Consider the following 15976-nt stretch of genomic DNA (forward strand, 5'->3'; position numbering starts at 1 on the left):
AATAATTGCGCAATTGAGAATGCATGGCAGTTGCTAATGAATCCCGTAGCTATTCACGCCTCCAACATCCTCGCGATCGAGGATGACCCGGTACTGGGCGCCTATCTGCACGAAGAGCTGCAGCGGGGCGGTTTCCAGGTGACCTGGTGCCGCAATGGTCTCGAAGGCCTTGAAACGGCAGGCCGTCAGGCCTTCGATGTGGTGCTCATGGACATCCTGCTGCCCGGGCTCAACGGCCTGGATGCACTGGCCCAGTTGCGCCTGCGCAGCGCCACGCCGGTAATTCTGATGTCGGCGCTGGGCGCCGAGGCCGATCGTATCAGCGGTTTTCAGCGGGGCGCCGACGACTACCTGCCCAAGCCCTTCAGCATGGCCGAACTGCAGGTGCGCATCGAGGCGATCCTGCGGCGTGTGGCCCTGGAGCGGCGTCATCAGCCGCAGCAGGAAGCCGTTTCAGGCGGTTTGCAGTTCGACGAAGCGCTCAGCGATGTACGGCTCGAAGGGCGCCTGGCCGGCCTCACCCCGAGCGAATACCGGCTGCTCGAGATCCTCAACCGCAACCTGGATGAGGTGCTGAGCAAACCCTTCCTTTATCAGCAGGTTCTGCAGCGGGGTTACTCGCGGCATGATCGCAGCCTGGACATGCACGTCAGCCAGATCCGCCGCAAGCTCAAGGGCATCGGCTACCAGGAGCGGCAGATCCGCACCGTCTGGGGCAAGGGCTACGTGCTCAGCGCCAGCGAAATGGAGTAAGCCATGCTCGACCGCCATTCACTGTTCTGGAAGCTGGCCATTCTGTTGGTGGGCTTCTGCCTGCTGATGATCGGCCTGAGCTACACCTGGGGCCGGCACATGGAAACCCAGAACGCCTTCCTTTCCGAGCCGGCGCGGCAGTTGCTGCGCGGCTACGCGGCCGAGGCCGAACGGGCCTGGCGCAGCGGCGGGCGAGCAGGGCTGGACCAGTGGGTGGGCGAGATGCACCAGCGCGAGCGCGGCTGGGTCGGCGTGCTCGACAGCAACCTGCGGCCGCTCGACAGCGCCACCCTGCGCCCCGATATCATGCAAAGGCTGACGCGCCTGCGCAGCGTCGACTGGCCCATGAGCCGGCGCAGTGTCGACCAACCTTGGCTGCGCATTCCATTCCCGGGGGCGCCGGAGCAGGGCATGCTGGTGATCGAGCTGCCTGAGCGCCTCAACCCCGGCCAGTACCGTGTGCTGTGGCGGGTGGTGACCAACGGCATCATCCCTGGTCTGTTCACCCTGCTGCTGTGCGTGGGCCTGTACCGCATGCTGATCGTGCCACTCAACCAGTTGCGTGAGCAGGCCAATGCCTGGCGCGCCGACCAACTGTCGGCGCGCCTCGACCCGCGCACCATTGCCCGGCATGACGAGCTTGGCGAACTGGCCCGGGCGTTCGACCAGATGGCCGACCGGCTGCAGGGCACGGTGGCCCTGCAGCAGCAGATGTTGCGCGACCTGTCCCACGAAATGCGCACGCCGCTTAGCCGGCTGCGTGTGGCCTGTGATGGCGAAACCGACCTGCAGGGCCTGCGCGAGCGGCTGGCGCGTGAGGTGGACTGCATGCAGCAATTGGTCGAGGGCACCTTGCAACTGGCCTGGCAAGACGCCGAGCGCGCGCCGATGAACCTGGAGCCGATCCAGGTCCAGGCGCTGTGGGAGCTGCTCGCCGAAGATGCCAGTTACGAAAGCGGCTGGTCACCCGCGCGGCTGCGCTGTGAACTGCCCGCCAGTTGCTGGGTGCAGGGCAATCTCAATTACCTGGCCCAGGCGCTGGAAAACCTGCTGCGCAATGCCATCCGTCACTCGCCGGCCGACGGCCTGGTACGCCTCGGCGGGCAGCGCGAGGGCAACCACTGGTGGCTGTGGCTGGAGGATGAAGGCCGGGGCGTGGCCGAGGAGGACCTGGAACGGATCTTCGCGCCGTTTTCCCGGCTGGATGGTTCGCGCCCCGGCGACGGCGGGTTCGGCTTGGGCTTGAGCATTGCCCGCAGCGCCATCCAGCGCCAGGGCGGGACCTTGTGGGCGGAGAATGGCAAGCGGGGCCTGCGCTTGTGGATGCGCCTGCCCGTGCATGAACCCGCAGCCCGCGAACAGGGCGACAAGCGGCCGCAGCGCCCCGCTTATAGCGTGTAGCTATATGCATCGCAGATTGCGTGATATGGCCGGGAAAGGTTTGCCGGTATGATAGGCGCCCCTGCCGTCCGGATTGTGAAATACGCCATGACCTTGCAGTACCCAACCATCGCCGATTGCGTCGGCAATACGCCCCTGGTTCGCCTGCAGCGCATTGCCGGAGAGACCAGCAACACGCTTCTGCTCAAGCTCGAAGGCAACAATCCCGCCGGCTCGGTCAAGGACCGCCCGGCGCTGTCGATGATCACCCGCGCCGAACTGCGCGGCCAGATCAAACCTGGCGACACGCTGATCGAGGCCACCTCGGGCAACACCGGCATCGCCCTGGCGATGGCGGCAGCGATCAAGGGTTACAAGATGATCCTGATCATGCCGGACAACTCCACCGCCGAACGCAAGGCCGCCATGACGGCCTACGGCGCCGAGTTGATCCTGGTGACCAAGGAGGAGGGCATGGAAGGTGCCCGTGACCTCGCCGAGAAGCTGCAGGCCGAAGGCCGCGGCCTGGTGCTCGACCAGTTCGCCAATGGCGACAACCCGATCGCCCACTACAACAGCACCGGCCCGGAGATCTGGCAGCAGACCCAGGGCAACATCACCCATTTCGTCAGTTCCATGGGTACCACCGGCACCATCATGGGCTGCTCGCAGTACCTCAAGGAGCAGAACCCGGCGGTGCAGATCATCGGCCTGCAGCCGATGGAAGGCTCGGCTATCCCGGGCATCCGTCGGTGGCCGGAGCAATACCTGCCGAAAATCTTCGACGCCAGCCGCGTGGACCGCGTGGTCGACATGTCGCAGCAGGAAGCCGAAGACATCACCCGCCGCCTTGCCCGTGAAGAGGGCATTTTCTGCGGCGTGTCTTCCGGCGGTGCGGTCGCGGCGATGCTGCGCCTGTCCCACGAGGTGGAAAACGCGGTAATGGTCGCAATCATCTGCGACCGTGGTGACCGATACCTGTCCACTGGCCTGTTTGACCCGAGCTAAATGTCCAAGAAGAAAAGCAACAGCGGCCTGCGCTTCCAGCCAGCCGGTGGCAACCGTAGCCCTCAGGTTCCCGTGGGCAAGAAACAGCGCCTGGATATCGAGCGCCTGGCCGGTGACGGCCGTGGCATCGCCTTCCATGAAGGGCGTACCTGGTTCGTCAGCGGCGCGTTGGCCGGTGAGGCCGTCGAGGCCCGCGTGCTCAATGCCCGCGGCAAGGTGGTGGAGGCGCGCCTGGAACGCGTGCTGCAGGCCAGCCCCGAACGGCGCGAGGCGCCGTGCCGGCACTATGCGCGCTGTGGTGGCTGCAACCTGCAGCATTTGCCCCACGAAGGGCAACTGGCGCTCAAGCAGCGCACGCTGGCCGAGCAACTGCAGCGGGTTGCCGGCATACAACCCGACGCATGGGCCGCCCCGCTGAGCGGGCCGGAATTCGGCTACCGACGCCGGGCGCGGGTAGCCGTGCGCTGGGACATCAAGGCGCGTCAGCTGGAAGTCGGCTTCCGTGCCGAAGCCAGTCAGGAGATCATTTCCATCGACGAATGCGCGGTGCTGGTACAGCCCTTGCAGTCGATTCTGCGTCACTTGCCGACCGCCTTGCGTGCGTTGAGCAAACCGCAGGTAATCGGCCATGTCGAGCTGTTCAGCGGCACTGCCGAAGCCGTGCTGGTACGCCATGTCGCGCCGCTGGCGGAAGATGACCTGGCACGCCTGCAGGCATTTTGCAGCGAGGCCGGGACGCAGCTCTGGCTGCAGGGTGAAGGTGAGCCGGCGCCCGTGGATACGGCCGCGAAACTGGGCTTTGCCCTTGAGCCCTGGCAGTTGGAACTGGCCTGGCGCCCCGGCGACTTCGTGCAGGTCAACGCGCAGGTCAACACGGCGATGATCGAGCAGGCCCTGGCCTGGCTCGCACCCACGGCCGACGAGCGTGTGCTGGACCTGTTCTGCGGCCTGGGCAACTTTGCCCTGCCGCTGGCCCGCCAGGCCCGTGAAGTGGTGGCGGTGGAAGGTGTACAGGCCATGGTCGATCGGGCTGCGGCCAATGCCCGAAACAACAATGTGCATAACGCACGGTTTTTTCAGGCCGATTTATCGCAGCCTTTGGCAGGTGCCGAATGGGCCGCCGAAGGCTTTTCTGCGGTACTCTTGGATCCACCGCGCGACGGTGCTTTCGAGGTGGTGCGAGATATCGCCCGCCTCAAGGCCAAGCGGCTGGTCTACGTATCGTGCAACCCGGCCACGCTGGCGCGAGACGCCCAGGTGCTGGTCGGTCAGGGGTACCGGTTAAAAAGGGCCGGGATTCTCGACATGTTTCCTCAGACGGCGCATGTCGAGGCCATGGCGTTATTCGAGGCGGGCTAGCAGACTGGCCCGTTGGTGGGGTTGCCAGGGAATGGCGGCCACACAGTGGAAGCCTGCGTACCCGCGTGGTGCGCTGTATGGAAAGGTAAAACAAAGATGGTACAGGTGAGAGTGCACCAGCCGGTCAACACCGACGGCAGTATCAATCTCGAAGCATGGCTGGATCATGTGGTAAGCGTCGATTCGGCCCTGAATCGCGCGGAACTCAAAGAAGCCTGCGAGTTCGCTCACGAAGTCGAGAGAAAGGGTAACCCTGCCAAGCATTCCTGGGCCGACGGTACGTCCAGCTTCCAGGCGGGCCTGGAGATCGCCGAAATTCTCGCCGACCTCAAGCTCGACCAGGATTCGCTGGTAGCGGCCGTCATCTACCGCTCGGTGCGCGAAGGCAAAGTGACCTTGGCCGAAGTCAGTCAGCGCTTTGGGCCGGTGGTGTCCAAATTGATCGACGGCGTGCTGCGCATGGCGGCCATCAGTGCCAGTCTCAGCCCGCGCCAATCGTTGGTGCTGGGCTCCCAGGCGCAGGTCGAGAACCTGCGCAAGATGCTCGTGGCCATGGTCGACGATGTGCGCGTGGCGCTGATCAAGCTGGCCGAGCGCACCTGTGCAATCCGCGCGGTCAAGGCTGCCGACGACGATAAACGCCTGCGTGTCGCGCGCGAAGTGTTCGACATCTATGCACCACTGGCTCACCGCCTGGGTATCGGTCACATCAAGTGGGAGCTGGAAGACCTGTCTTTCCGTTACCTCGAACCCGACCAGTACAAACAGATCGCCAAGCTCCTGCACGAGCGCCGGCTGGACCGCGAGCGCTTCATCAGCGACGTGATGAACCAGTTGCAGAACGAACTGCTGGCCACCGGCGTGAATGCCGATATCAGTGGCCGGGCAAAACACATCTATTCGATCTGGCGCAAGATGCAGCGCAAAGGCCTGGAATTCAGCCAGATCTACGATGTGCGCGCAGTGCGCGTGCTGGTGCCGGAGATCCGCGACTGCTACACCGCATTGGGCATCGTTCATACGCTGTGGCGGCACATCCCCAAGGAGTTCGACGACTACATCGCCAACCCCAAGGAGAACGGCTACCGCTCGTTGCACACGGCGGTGATCGGCCCCGAGGGCAAGGTGCTGGAGGTGCAGATCCGTACCCATGGCATGCACGAGGAAGCCGAACTGGGCGTGTGCGCGCACTGGCGCTACAAGGGTACCGACGTCAAGCCCAGCTCCAATCATTACGAAGAGAAGATTTCCTGGCTGCGCCAGGTGCTCGAGTGGCATGAAGAGCTGGGTGACATCGGCGGCCTGGCCGAACAGCTGCGGGTCGACATCGAGCCTGACCGGGTCTATGTGTTCACCCCCGACGGCCATGCCATCGACCTGCCCAAGGGCGCTACACCGCTGGACTTCGCCTACCGCGTGCACACCGAAATCGGTCACAACTGCCGCGGCGCCAAGATCAACGGGCGTATCGTGCCGCTCAACTACAGCCTGCAGACGGGCGAGCAGGTCGAGATCATCACCAGCAAACACGGCAACCCCAGCCGTGACTGGTTGAACTCCAACCTGGGTTACGTCACCACCTCGCGGGCACGGGCGAAGATTGTCCATTGGTTCAAGCTGCAGGCACGCGACCAGAACGTGGCGGCCGGCAAGACCTTGCTCGAACGTGAACTCAGCCGCCTGGGCCTGCCCCAGGTGGACTTCGAGCGCCTGGCCGAGAAGACCAACGTCAAGACCGCCGAAGACATGTTCGCCTCGCTGGGTGCGGGTGATCTGCGCCTGGCGCACCTGGTCAACGCCGCCCAGCAATTGCTCGAGCCCGAGCGCATCGAGCAGATCGAGCTGGTGCAACGCAAGCCCACCGGGCCGCGTACCGGCAAGCGCGGCGATATCCAGATCCAGGGTGTCGGCAACCTGCTGACGCAGATGGCCGGCTGCTGCCAGCCGCTGCCAGGCGATGCCATCGTCGGCTATATCACCCAGGGCCGGGGTGTGAGCATCCACCGCCAGGACTGCGCTTCGGTGCTGCAACTGGCAGGCAAGGAGCCAGAGCGGATGATCCAGGTCAGTTGGGGGCCGATCCCGGTGCAGACCTACCCGGTCGACATCGTCATCCGTGCCTACGACCGCCCAGGCTTGCTGCGTGACGTGTCGCAGGTACTGCTCAACGAGAAGATCAACGTGCTGGCGGTCAACACCCGCTCGAACAAGGAAGACAACACGGCGTTGATGTCGCTGACCATCGAGATTCCAGGCCTGGATGCGCTTGGGCGCTTGCTGGGGCGGATCTCGCAGTTGCCGAACATCATCGAGACGCGGCGTAATCGTACGCCTTGAGACTGGGGTGGCAGCTTCGCGGGTTCACCCGCGAGCAGCCACCACCGGAGGACCTTGCTTAATGACCTACACCCTCGAAGACCTGCTGCACCTCATGGCCCGCCTGCGTGACCCGCAACATGGCTGCCCGTGGGATTTGCAGCAGGACTACGCCAGCATCGTCCCGCACACCCTCGAAGAAGCCTACGAGGTCGCCGACACCATCGAGCGCGGCGATTTCGAGCACTTGCAGGGCGAGCTCGGCGACCTGTTGTTCCAGGTGGTCTACTACAGCCAACTGGCCCGGGAAGAGGGGCGTTTCGCCTTTGACGGGGTGGTCGACAGCATCACCCGCAAGCTGATCCGCCGCCACCCGCACGTATTCCCCACCGGCGAGCTGTACGCACCGGTGGGCACGCCCAGCCTGAGCGAGGCCGAGGTCAAGTTGCGCTGGGAACAGATCAAGGCCGAAGAGCGCGCCGAAAAGAGCGAGCCTGAACAGCTGTCGCTGCTCGATGATGTGCCTGCGGCATTGCCGGCGCTGTCGCGGGCAGCCAAACTGCAGAAGCGTGCGGCCACGGTCGGTTTCGACTGGCCTGACGCATTGCCGGTGCTGGACAAGGTCCGCGAGGAGCTGGATGAAGTCCTGCAGGCCATGGCCGACGGTGATGCCGATGCCCTACAAGACGAGGTCGGCGATCTGCTGTTCGCCACCGTCAACCTGGCCCGCCACCTCAAGCAAGACCCGGAGCATGCCCTGCGCCGCGCCAACCGCAAGTTCGAGCGACGTTTCCGCTTTATCGAACAGGCATTGCGCGACAGCGGTCGGCCCATCGAAGATTGTAGCCTTGACGCGCTGGATGCCCTTTGGGGTGAAGCCAAACGTCAGGAAAAGAACCTGCCCAGCTGCGGCTGAGCTGTTGCATAAGTGAGTGAATTCATGAGCCTTTCCCTTCGCGACCAATTGCTCAAAGCCGGTCTGGTCAACCAGAAACAGGTCTCGCAGACCAACAAAGCCGAAAAGAAACAAAAGCGCCTGGAGCACAAAGGCCAGGTCGAGGTGGATGACACCCAGCAGCGCCTCGCCAAGGAAGCCATGGCTGACAAGGCCAAGCGTGACCAGGAGCTTAACCGCCAGCAGCAGGAAAAGGCCGAGCAAAAGGCCCGTGCCGCGCAGGTCAAGCAGTTGATCGAAGCGACTCGCCTGCCCAAGCTCAACAGCGAGGACTACTACAACTTCGTCGACGACAAGAAGGTCAAGCGCATTGCCGTCAATGCCCTGATGCGCAGCAAGCTGAGCAATGGCTCGCTGGCGGTGGTCTCTTTCGCTGGCGGCTACGAGGTGATTCCGCGTGAGGCGGCGGTGAAGATCCAGGAGCGCGACCCGCATCGCGTGCTGCTGCTCAACACCCACGTCGAAGAGGCCAACGAGGATGACCCTTATGCGGCTTACAAGATCCCTGACGACCTGATGTGGTAAGCATGAAAAACCCCGCCTAGGCGGGGTTTTCTTTTGAAGGCGGTGTCATTGCGTGGCGCGCAGGTTTTCCAGGTCTTCGAGCTCTACCCGATACTGGTGGGCTTCATGTTCGTTGTGAAACATTCCGACCAGTTGGCCCTGCTGGTGCACATCCCAGATCCGCACGCCAGCGGCCAGGCCTTCGTGGGACATTTTCGATTCGTCGCGTTCGGTTACTTGGACTGTCATCGGTAAACTCCACTTTTCAGTTGGCTGCGGCACTGTGTCGCAGGTCTTCTTTATAGAGTTTGTTAGCAGCCTAAGTAAATAAAACGGGCATGAAACAAGTTTCATGTAAGGGCGGCCAGGCAAAAAGAAGCCCCGCACAAGGCGGGGCTGCAGGTGCTTCAGGCTGCGGTTGATCAGTTACCCTTCACCGCCTTGCCATCGACCGTGCCATCCTGCAGCACGATCACATACTCCTTGCCATCGGTTTCGACCTGGCGCAGTTGCACCAGCAGGTAGTCCCAGTTCTTGGCGAACCACAGCTCGGTGATGCGCTTGCTTTGGCTCGGGTCGCGCACGCGCTCGACCTTGACCGCATCGACCTGGCCGGTCTTGGTGGTGACCTTCTCGGTGCCCAGTACGCGGAAGTCGTAGGTGTCGATCTCGTCACCGTCGACCACCTGGTAGGTCATGCTCTTCTTGCCGGCGGCCACGTCATGCTGCAGCGCCAGCTGGTAGGACGACTTGTCGAGCACGCCGCGGTTGAGCGGCAGGCTGACGGCATCGCCGCGGTCGCTACCGGTGACTTTCTTGCTGTTCCAGTCGAAGTTCAGGTCGACCTTCTTCGCCTTGCCCAGGCCGCCACGTTCGAAGTGATACTTCTGCGGCAGCAGGGTGTCGTTTTCCAGGCGCAGGGTGCTTTGCTCGGTCAGGCTGGCGATCATCATGGAAGCCCGGAAATTGAGGTCCCAGGTACCATTGGCATTCTTGACCAGGCTGCGTTCGGCGGTGCCGCTCATGGGCAGCTGCTTCCAGTCGGCGGTGTAACTGGCCGAGAAAGGCTTCAGATCAGCTGCCTGGAGGGGCAGGGCGAGCACGGCGAGAGCCAAAAGCAGGGCGCGACGCATATATTCTCCTAGGGTCGAATCAAGTGACCGCTGGCCGCCAGAGGCTGGCCATCCAGTAACGCACCGTGTTCACCCAGACGCAAGCGTCCTTCGGCGAACCAGTGCACCGCCAGCGGGTAGATCTGGTGTTCCTGGTGGTGAACCCGCTGGGCCAGGCTTTCAGCGGTGTCGTCCGACGTCACCGGTACCACAGCCTGTACGACCAGTGGGCCGCCATCGAGTTCCTCGGTGACGAAGTGTACGCTGCAGCCATGCTCGGCGTCGCCTGCCTCCAGAGCCCGGCGATGGGTATGCAAGCCCTTGTACTTGGGCAGCAGCGACGGGTGGATATTGAGCAGGCGGCCCTGATAGTGGCGCACGAAACCGCCACTGAGGATGCGCATGAAACCGGCCAGCACCACCAGGTCGGGCGCAAAGCCGTCGATGCGTGCCATCAGCGCCGCATCGAAGGCTTCGCGGCCGTCGAAGCCGGTGTGGTCCAGCACGGCGGTATCGATGCCAGCGGCTGCAGCGCGCTGCAGGCCGTAGGCATCGGCGCGGTTGGAAACCACCGCACGGATGCGCACCGGGCTGTCTTCACTGCGGCAGCTGTCGATCAGGGCTTGCAGGTTGCTGCCGGAACCCGACAGCAGTACCACTACATTGCAGGTCTTGCTCGGCATCAGTGTGCCTTGAGGTTCTGCAGCTCGACCTGGGCGGCGCCTTCGGCGGCCTGCTCGATGCGGCCGATGACCCAAGGCTGTTCGCCTTCTGCACGCAGCACGTTCAGGGCGTTTTCGACCTGGTCCTGGGCTACGCAGATGACCATGCCGACGCCGCAGTTCAGTACGCGGTGCATTTCATGCTCGTCAACGTTGCCTTGTGCCTGCAGGAAGTCGAATACCGCCGGGCGCTGCCAGCTGGCCACGTCGACCACGGCCTGGGCGTTCTTTGGCAGTACGCGCGGGATGTTGTCCAGCAGGCCGCCACCGGTGATGTGGGCCATGGCCTTGACTGCGCCGGTCTGCTTGATCAATTGCAGCAGCGGTTTGACGTAGATGCGGGTCGGCGCCATCAGCAGGTCGGTCAGTGGCTGGCCGTCGAGCTGGGTGTTTTCGATGTCCGTGCCGGACACTTCGAGGATCTTGCGGATCAGCGAGTAGCCGTTGGAGTGCGGACCGGAAGACGGCAGGGCGATCAGCGCGTCACCGGTGGCAACCTTGGAGCCGTCGATGATCTCGGCCTTTTCCACGACGCCGACGCAGAAGCCGGCCAGGTCGTAGTCTTCGCCTTCGTACATGCCTGGCATCTCGGCGGTTTCGCCACCGACCAGCGAGCAACCGGCCAGTTCACAGCCGGCACCGATGCCGGTGACTACGGTGGCGGCGACGTCGACGTTGAGCTTGCCAGTGGCGTAGTAGTCGAGGAAGAACAGCGGCTCGGCACCGCATACCACCAGGTCGTTGACGCACATGGCGACCAGGTCCTGGCCGATGCTGTCGTGCTTGTTCAGGTTCAGGGCAAGGCGCAGCTTGGTGCCGACGCCGTCGGTGCCGGAGACCAGAACCGGCTGCTTGTAGCCGGCCGGGATCTCGCAGAGGGCGCCGAAGCCGCCCAGGCCACCCATGACTTCAGGGCGTGCGGTGCGTTTTGCCACGCCCTTGATGCGTTCGACCAGTGCTTCGCCGGCGTCGATGTCTACACCGGCGTCCTTGTAGCTCAGGGAGGGTTGCTTGCTCATTGATCCAGGCCTTTAGGAGGGAGGGATTCTTAAAAACGACCATGACGGCCAAGGCCGGCTGTGTAAGCGGCGGCTGCCTGAAACGTCAGAGGTCTGCGAAGGCGCGCGATTTTATCAGGGTTGCCGTGCAGCGGCCATCCTCAGGCCGACGGGCAGGGGTCGAAAGCGTTAAAAAGGTGATGGGGGGGAGGGGGCTTGCTTGGTTTTTTTGGGAGCAGAGGTAAGGTTTGAGGTTTGTGTGCTCTACAAATTCCCACGGCCTGCGCCTGGCAGTCACGCGCCCCCCTGTATAAGGTGTAGCCATAGAGGAGCATTTTTCGTTCCACCGCGGTCACAACCTGCACGTTAACGGCCCGTTTCACCTAGTTTCTGGACAGGAATCCTTCATGCATCTTCTCAAAAATCTGGCAGCGGGATGCCTTGCCCTGGTGGCTGTCGCCGCCCAGGCCGAAACCGTCTCCGGGCTCTACCAAGTGCGTGAGCCGCTTGCAGGGCAGGGCGCCGAAGCCCGTACCCAGGCAACCGGCAAGGCCCTCGATACCTTGATTCTGCGCCTGACCGGCGACCCGAAAGCGGCGCAAAACCCGGCTTTGGCGGAGTTGCGCAAGGACCCGCAGCAAATCATCAACCAGGTCGGTACCGAAGCCGGCCCGCCCGAATCGGTACTGGTCGAGTTCGACCCCGGCAGTACCGAACGTGCCTTGCGCAAGGCCGGCCTGGCCCTGTGGGGCAGCAACCGGCCGTCGATCATCGGCTGGTGGCTCAACGACAGCGTCGAAGGTAGCAACCTGGTCGGCGACGGCCAGGCCACTGCCCAGCCACTGCGCCGTGCGGCACAGCACCGAGGCTTGCCATTGCGCTTGCCGCTGGCCGACCTGCAGGAGCAACTGGTGGCCAACGCCAAGCAAATCGAGGCCAGTGACCCAGCGCCGCTGCGCGAAGCGTCCGAGCGCTACGCGGCCGATGCACTGCTGGCGGTCCACGCCCATGAAGCGGATGGCAAATGGCAAGGCAGATGGCAGTTGTGGGTGGGTGACCAGCGCGAGCAGGGTAATGCCGAGGGCGCCGACCAGGCGGCCTTGGCCGACGCGGTGATGCTGGCGGTGAGCAGCCGCCTGGCGCCGCGCTATGTGACCCGCCCTGGTGCCAGCAGCCAGCTGCAGCTCCAGGTGCAGGGGATGAACCTGCAGCGCTACGCCGAATTGAGCCGGGTGCTCGAACCGTACGGCGCGCGACTGAAGATGGCCGAAGGCAGCACGCTGACCTACGGTGTCACCGCCAACCGCGAACAATTGCGTGCCCAACTGGGGCTGGCCAAGCTGCAGGAAGTGCCGGCCGAGCAGGTCCCCGCTGTACCCGTGGTCCCCGCGCCTGCACCTGGCGCTGCCGCAGAGCAGCCCGCAGTGCCCAAGCCGTTCGACGGCCTGCGTTTTCGCTGGTAAGGAGTACCGACCGTGACCGATATGCGCCGCTGGATCTGGCTGGGTGCGGCACTGCTGTTCGCCGTGCTGCTATATAGCTTGCACAACATTCTTGCCCCCTTTCTGATCGGTATTCTGCTGGCTTATCTGGCAGACCCTCTGGTTGACCGCCTGGAGCGCCTGGGGCTGTCACGCACCTGGGGCGTGGTGGTGGTGTTCAGCCTCTTCACCCTGCTGTTCATGGCCCTGCTGCTGGTGCTGGTGCCGATGCTGGCCAAGCAGCTGCTGCGCCTGTACGAGCTGGCGCCGCAGATGCTCGACTGGTTGCAGCATCAGGCGTTGCCTTGGGTGCAACACCGCCTTGGCCTGGCCGATGGCTTCTGGAAGTTCGACAAGATCAAGGCAGCCATTGGCGAGCACATGGGCCAGACCACCGACATCGTCGGCATCGTGCTGTCCCAGGCGACGGCTTCGAGCCTGGCCTTGATGGCCTGGCTGGCCAACCTGGTGCTGATCCCGGTGGTGGGGTTCTACCTGCTGCGTGACTGGGACCTGATGATGGCCAAGTTGCGCAGCCTGCTGCCGCGCCAGCGCGAGTCGCAAATAGTGGGGTTGGCGCAAGAGTGCCATGAAGTCCTGGGCGCGTTCGTCCGCGGCCAATTGATGGTGATGCTCGCGCTGGGCGTCATCTACTCGGCAGGGCTGATGCTGGTGGGGCTCGAACTCGGCCTGTTGATCGGCATGCTGGCGGGGTTGGCAGCCATCGTGCCGTACATGGGCTTCATCATCGGTATTGGTGCGGCGTTGGTCGCCGGCCTGTTCCAGTTCGGTGGCGACCTGTATCCGATGCTGGGCATCGTTGCGGTGTTCATGGTCGGCCAGGCGCTGGAAGGCATGGTGCTGACGCCGTTGCTGGTGGGCGACCGTATCGGCTTGCACCCGGTGGCAGTGATCTTCGCCATTCTTGCCGGTGGCGAGTTGTTCGGCTTCACCGGTGTGCTGCTGGCGCTGCCGGTGGCGGCAGTGATCATGGTGCTGCTACGTCATGTGCATGATCTGTACAAAGAGTCGGACATGTATGACGCCGATGTCGATCCGCAGTTGTAAATTACCCAGTCAGACCGAGCAGAGCAGGTCGCAAGCCTTTGATTTTGCTTGTGCTCTTCTGCTCCCTGATTGTGCCGTCCGCGTTGCGGGTATAGACTTTGCACACTGTCCACCAAAGGCCCCCTGTGGTCCCAGCGACCGCCCGCGAGCATGAAACCACCGATCCAGTTGCCCCTGGGTGTGCGCCTGCGCGATGACGCCACCTTCATCAACTACTATCCGGGCGCCAATGCTGCGGCATTGGGCTACGTCGAGCGCCTATGCGAAGCTGACGCCGGCTGGACCGAGAGCCTCATCTACCTGTGGGGCAAGCAGGGTGTCGGCCGCACCCACCTGTTGCAGGCCGCCACCCACCGCTTCCAGCAGTTGGGCGAACCCGCCGTTTACTTGCCGTTGGCGCAACTGCTCGAGCGCGGTGTCGAATTGCTCGATCACCTCGAACAGTACGAGCTGGTGTGCATTGACGACCTGCATGTAATTGCTGGCAAGGCCGACTGGGAAGAGGCCATGTTCCACCTGTTCAATCGCCTGCGTGACAGTGGCCGTCGTTTGCTGCTGGCGGCCTCCAGCTCGCCGCGCGAGCTGCCCATCAAGCTCGCCGACCTCAAGTCGCGGCTGACTCTGGCACTGATCTTCCAGATGCGTGGCATGTCCGATGAAGACAAGCTGCGTGCCTTGCAGTTGCGTGCCTCGCGCCGTGGCCTGCACCTCACCGATGAGGTCGGGCATTTCATCCTTACCCGCGGTACCCGCAGCATGAGCGCACTGTTCGATCTGCTCGAACGCCTCGACCAGGCATCGCTGCAGGCGCAGCGCAAGCTGACCATCCCTTTCCTGAAAGAAACCTTGGGCTGGTAAGCCCCTGAAAATCCTGGGCTAGAGCGGCAAAACGAAAAAGTCACATCTTTTTCGATAAAATTTGCAAATGGCCATGATAGAGGGCATAGTTTCCCCCTTCTAAAGGATTACAGACACGGTCGTGCCCATGCTAAAGCGCTTCGCACCCCTCGTGCCCCTCGCACTCGTGACCCTGCTTTTCGGCTGCGCGGCCCAAGGCCCGGTATCCCAGCCCCAGGATCACACCCCGATCGACGCCCAATCGGCGTTCAAGGCCAAAGCCTCGCCTTCGTCCGTATTCGGCGAACCGGAAGAGCTGGCCACCGAAGATGATCTGGCGGCCTTCTCCAGCAACAGCAAGCCTTATCAGCTGCCGGTTCTGGCTGACAGCATTCTCGAGCGCGGCATGGCGTTGATCGGCACCCGCTACCGCTTCGGTGGTACCTCGGAGAAGTCAGGCTTCGATTGCAGCGGCTTCATCGGTTACCTGTTCCGCGAAGAAGCCGGCATGACCTTGCCGCGTTCGACGCGTGAAATGATCAACGTCGATGCCCCGAAAGTGGCCCGTAACAAGCTCAAGCCAGGCGACCTGCTGTTCTTCAGCACCAATGGCCGCGGCCGGGTCAGCCATGCCGGCATCTACTTGGGTGACAACCAGTTCATCCACTCCAGCAGCCGCCGCAGCGGTGGTGTGCGCATCGACAGCCTCGGTGATCGCTACTGGAGCAAGACCTTCATCGAAGCCAAGCGAGCCTTGGCGATGGCGCCGACCAACATCGCGCGCAACTGATACCCCGATGATGTACCGTGCCACGGCGGCGATGCTTTAAAAAAGCTCGCCGCCGTGCGCATTTACAGAAAGCGTCTAATCTAAATTCTCAACACTTTTCGGCTGCGGTCCAGCGGTCTCAGACAGGATGTTCTGGCCATGGTAATGATGGCGCGCTTCGCATTCCTCTCCCTGGTGGCATTGCTTGCTGCCTGCTCCAGCCGCGCGCCTGCGCCGGCCCCTGTGGTCAAGCCGCAGGTCTCCTACAGCCAACTGCCTGATGCTTCGCCGATTGCCGACGACGTGTTGATCCGCGCGATCGGGCTGGTGGGCACGCCTTACCGATGGGGTGGCAATACGCCTGACTCCGGGTTCGATTGCAGTGGCCTGATCAAGTATGTCTATCGGGATGCCGCTGGCATCAGCTTGCCGCGCTCGACGCGGGAGATGATCGTCATGCGTGCGCCGACCGTGGATGCGAAGGCGCTGCAGTCAGGTGACCTGGTGTTCTTTGCCACCAGCGGCGGGTCGCAGGTCAGCCATGCCGGCATCTACGTGGGGGAGGGGCGTTTCGTGCACGCACCGTCCACCGGTGGCACGGTGCGTCTGGACTACCTGTCCAACAGTTACTGGGCCAAGGCTTACCTGCAGGCCAAGCGGGTGATTCCCCAGGGGCATCTGGCGCAAAACCCCTGATCGCCTGAAGGCGGCCCG

The 15976-nt window shown here is 63.2% G+C and carries 16 protein-coding genes; 12 read left to right on the forward strand and 4 right to left on the reverse strand.

What is annotated here, in order from left to right; all coding sequences use genetic code 11:
• The first annotated feature begins 36 nt into the window (after positions 1 to 36).
• The 7 genes from CKW22_RS10745 (at position 37) to CKW22_RS10775 (ending at position 8296) form a co-directional block, all read left to right on the forward strand.
• Positions 37 to 753, forward strand: a complete 717-nt coding sequence (locus tag CKW22_RS10745) for a response regulator transcription factor (protein ID WP_095064092.1) — start codon at positions 37 to 39, stop codon at positions 751 to 753.
• 3 nt (positions 754 to 756) lie between these two features.
• Positions 757 to 2154, forward strand: a complete 1398-nt coding sequence (locus CKW22_RS10750) for a sensor histidine kinase (RefSeq protein WP_033700823.1) — start codon at positions 757 to 759, stop codon at positions 2152 to 2154.
• 87 nt (positions 2155 to 2241) lie between these two features.
• On the forward strand, positions 2242 to 3141 hold the full coding sequence (gene cysM, locus CKW22_RS10755; RefSeq protein ID WP_047581666.1) for a cysteine synthase CysM: 900 nt from the start codon (positions 2242 to 2244) through the stop codon (positions 3139 to 3141).
• Positions 3142 to 4500, forward strand: coding sequence for a 23S rRNA (uracil(1939)-C(5))-methyltransferase RlmD (rlmD, locus tag CKW22_RS10760; protein ID WP_095064093.1), 1359 nt, complete (start codon positions 3142 to 3144; stop codon positions 4498 to 4500).
• A gap of 96 nt (positions 4501 to 4596) precedes the next feature.
• Entirely contained in the window at positions 4597 to 6837 is a 2241-nt protein-coding gene (gene relA / locus CKW22_RS10765) for a GTP diphosphokinase (RefSeq protein ID WP_033700819.1), read from the forward strand.
• A 61-nt stretch (positions 6838 to 6898) separates the two neighbouring features.
• On the forward strand, positions 6899 to 7732 hold the full coding sequence (gene mazG, locus CKW22_RS10770; RefSeq protein ID WP_095064094.1) for a nucleoside triphosphate pyrophosphohydrolase: 834 nt from the start codon (positions 6899 to 6901) through the stop codon (positions 7730 to 7732).
• 24 nt (positions 7733 to 7756) lie between these two features.
• The gene (locus tag CKW22_RS10775; protein ID WP_033700817.1) at positions 7757 to 8296 is read left to right on the forward strand and encodes a DUF2058 domain-containing protein; all 540 of its coding nucleotides are present in this window, start codon (positions 7757 to 7759) and stop codon (positions 8294 to 8296) included.
• A 45-nt stretch (positions 8297 to 8341) separates the two neighbouring features.
• Here the strand turns inward: CKW22_RS10775 and CKW22_RS10780 are convergent, their stop codons facing one another.
• The 4 genes from CKW22_RS10780 to purM all read right to left on the reverse strand — a co-directional run bounded on the left by CKW22_RS10780 (position 8342) and on the right by purM (position 11128).
• On the reverse strand, positions 8342 to 8524 hold the full coding sequence (locus tag CKW22_RS10780) for a hypothetical protein (protein ID WP_033700816.1): 183 nt from the start codon (positions 8522 to 8524) through the stop codon (positions 8342 to 8344).
• A gap of 173 nt (positions 8525 to 8697) precedes the next feature.
• Positions 8698 to 9408, reverse strand: coding sequence for a DUF3108 domain-containing protein (locus CKW22_RS10785; protein ID WP_033700814.1), 711 nt, complete (start codon positions 9406 to 9408; stop codon positions 8698 to 8700).
• A gap of 8 nt (positions 9409 to 9416) precedes the next feature.
• Entirely contained in the window at positions 9417 to 10070 is a 654-nt protein-coding gene (purN, locus tag CKW22_RS10790) for a phosphoribosylglycinamide formyltransferase (RefSeq protein ID WP_095064095.1), read from the reverse strand.
• Positions 10070 to 11128, reverse strand: coding sequence for a phosphoribosylformylglycinamidine cyclo-ligase (gene purM / locus CKW22_RS10795; RefSeq protein ID WP_033700811.1), 1059 nt, complete (start codon positions 11126 to 11128; stop codon positions 10070 to 10072). The genes purN and purM overlap by 1 nt, the downstream gene beginning before the upstream one ends.
• A 386-nt stretch (positions 11129 to 11514) precedes the next feature.
• Between purM and CKW22_RS10800 the strand changes: the two genes are divergently transcribed.
• From CKW22_RS10800 to CKW22_RS10820, 5 genes are all read left to right on the forward strand, one after another.
• Positions 11515 to 12570 (forward strand): DUF2066 domain-containing protein, encoded by a 1056-nt coding sequence (locus tag CKW22_RS10800; protein WP_047581677.1) that lies wholly within the window; start codon positions 11515 to 11517, stop codon positions 12568 to 12570.
• A 12-nt stretch (positions 12571 to 12582) separates the two neighbouring features.
• Positions 12583 to 13656, forward strand: a complete 1074-nt coding sequence (locus CKW22_RS10805) for an AI-2E family transporter (RefSeq protein ID WP_033700808.1) — start codon at positions 12583 to 12585, stop codon at positions 13654 to 13656.
• A gap of 150 nt (positions 13657 to 13806) precedes the next feature.
• Entirely contained in the window at positions 13807 to 14514 is a 708-nt protein-coding gene (gene hda, locus CKW22_RS10810) for a DnaA regulatory inactivator Hda (RefSeq protein WP_027595859.1), read from the forward strand.
• 127 nt (positions 14515 to 14641) lie between these two features.
• A complete protein-coding gene (locus CKW22_RS10815; RefSeq protein ID WP_033700807.1) occupies positions 14642 to 15283 on the forward strand; it encodes a C40 family peptidase in 642 nt (213 codons plus the stop codon).
• Between the two features lie 138 nt (positions 15284 to 15421).
• Positions 15422 to 15958, forward strand: coding sequence for an NlpC/P60 family protein (locus CKW22_RS10820; RefSeq protein WP_033700806.1), 537 nt, complete (start codon positions 15422 to 15424; stop codon positions 15956 to 15958).
• Positions 15959 to 15976: the final 18 nt, after the last annotated feature.

It is taken from the genome of Pseudomonas sp. Irchel s3f19, assembly GCF_900187555.1.
Taxonomy (GTDB): domain Bacteria; phylum Pseudomonadota; class Gammaproteobacteria; order Pseudomonadales; family Pseudomonadaceae; genus Aquipseudomonas; species Aquipseudomonas capeferrum.

Coding starts and splice junctions, on each gene's coding strand:
- CKW22_RS10745 (WP_095064092.1), top strand. CDS start 37: ATGAATCCCGTAGCTATTCACGCCTCCAACATCCTCGCGATCGAGGAT.
- CKW22_RS10750 (WP_033700823.1), top strand. CDS start 757: ATGCTCGACCGCCATTCACTGTTCTGGAAGCTGGCCATTCTGTTGGTG.
- cysM (WP_047581666.1), top strand. CDS start 2,242: ATGACCTTGCAGTACCCAACCATCGCCGATTGCGTCGGCAATACGCCC.
- rlmD (WP_095064093.1), top strand. CDS start 3,142: ATGTCCAAGAAGAAAAGCAACAGCGGCCTGCGCTTCCAGCCAGCCGGT.
- relA (WP_033700819.1), top strand. CDS start 4,597: ATGGTACAGGTGAGAGTGCACCAGCCGGTCAACACCGACGGCAGTATC.
- mazG (WP_095064094.1), top strand. CDS start 6,899: ATGACCTACACCCTCGAAGACCTGCTGCACCTCATGGCCCGCCTGCGT.
- CKW22_RS10775 (WP_033700817.1), top strand. CDS start 7,757: ATGAGCCTTTCCCTTCGCGACCAATTGCTCAAAGCCGGTCTGGTCAAC.
- CKW22_RS10780 (WP_033700816.1), bottom strand. CDS start 8,524: ATGACAGTCCAAGTAACCGAACGCGACGAATCGAAAATGTCCCACGAA.
- CKW22_RS10785 (WP_033700814.1), bottom strand. CDS start 9,408: ATGCGTCGCGCCCTGCTTTTGGCTCTCGCCGTGCTCGCCCTGCCCCTC.
- purN (WP_095064095.1), bottom strand. CDS start 10,070: ATGCCGAGCAAGACCTGCAATGTAGTGGTACTGCTGTCGGGTTCCGGC.
- purM (WP_033700811.1), bottom strand. CDS start 11,128: ATGAGCAAGCAACCCTCCCTGAGCTACAAGGACGCCGGTGTAGACATC.
- CKW22_RS10800 (WP_047581677.1), top strand. CDS start 11,515: ATGCATCTTCTCAAAAATCTGGCAGCGGGATGCCTTGCCCTGGTGGCT.
- hda (WP_027595859.1), top strand. CDS start 13,807: ATGAAACCACCGATCCAGTTGCCCCTGGGTGTGCGCCTGCGCGATGAC.
- CKW22_RS10815 (WP_033700807.1), top strand. CDS start 14,642: ATGCTAAAGCGCTTCGCACCCCTCGTGCCCCTCGCACTCGTGACCCTG.
- CKW22_RS10820 (WP_033700806.1), top strand. CDS start 15,422: ATGGTAATGATGGCGCGCTTCGCATTCCTCTCCCTGGTGGCATTGCTT.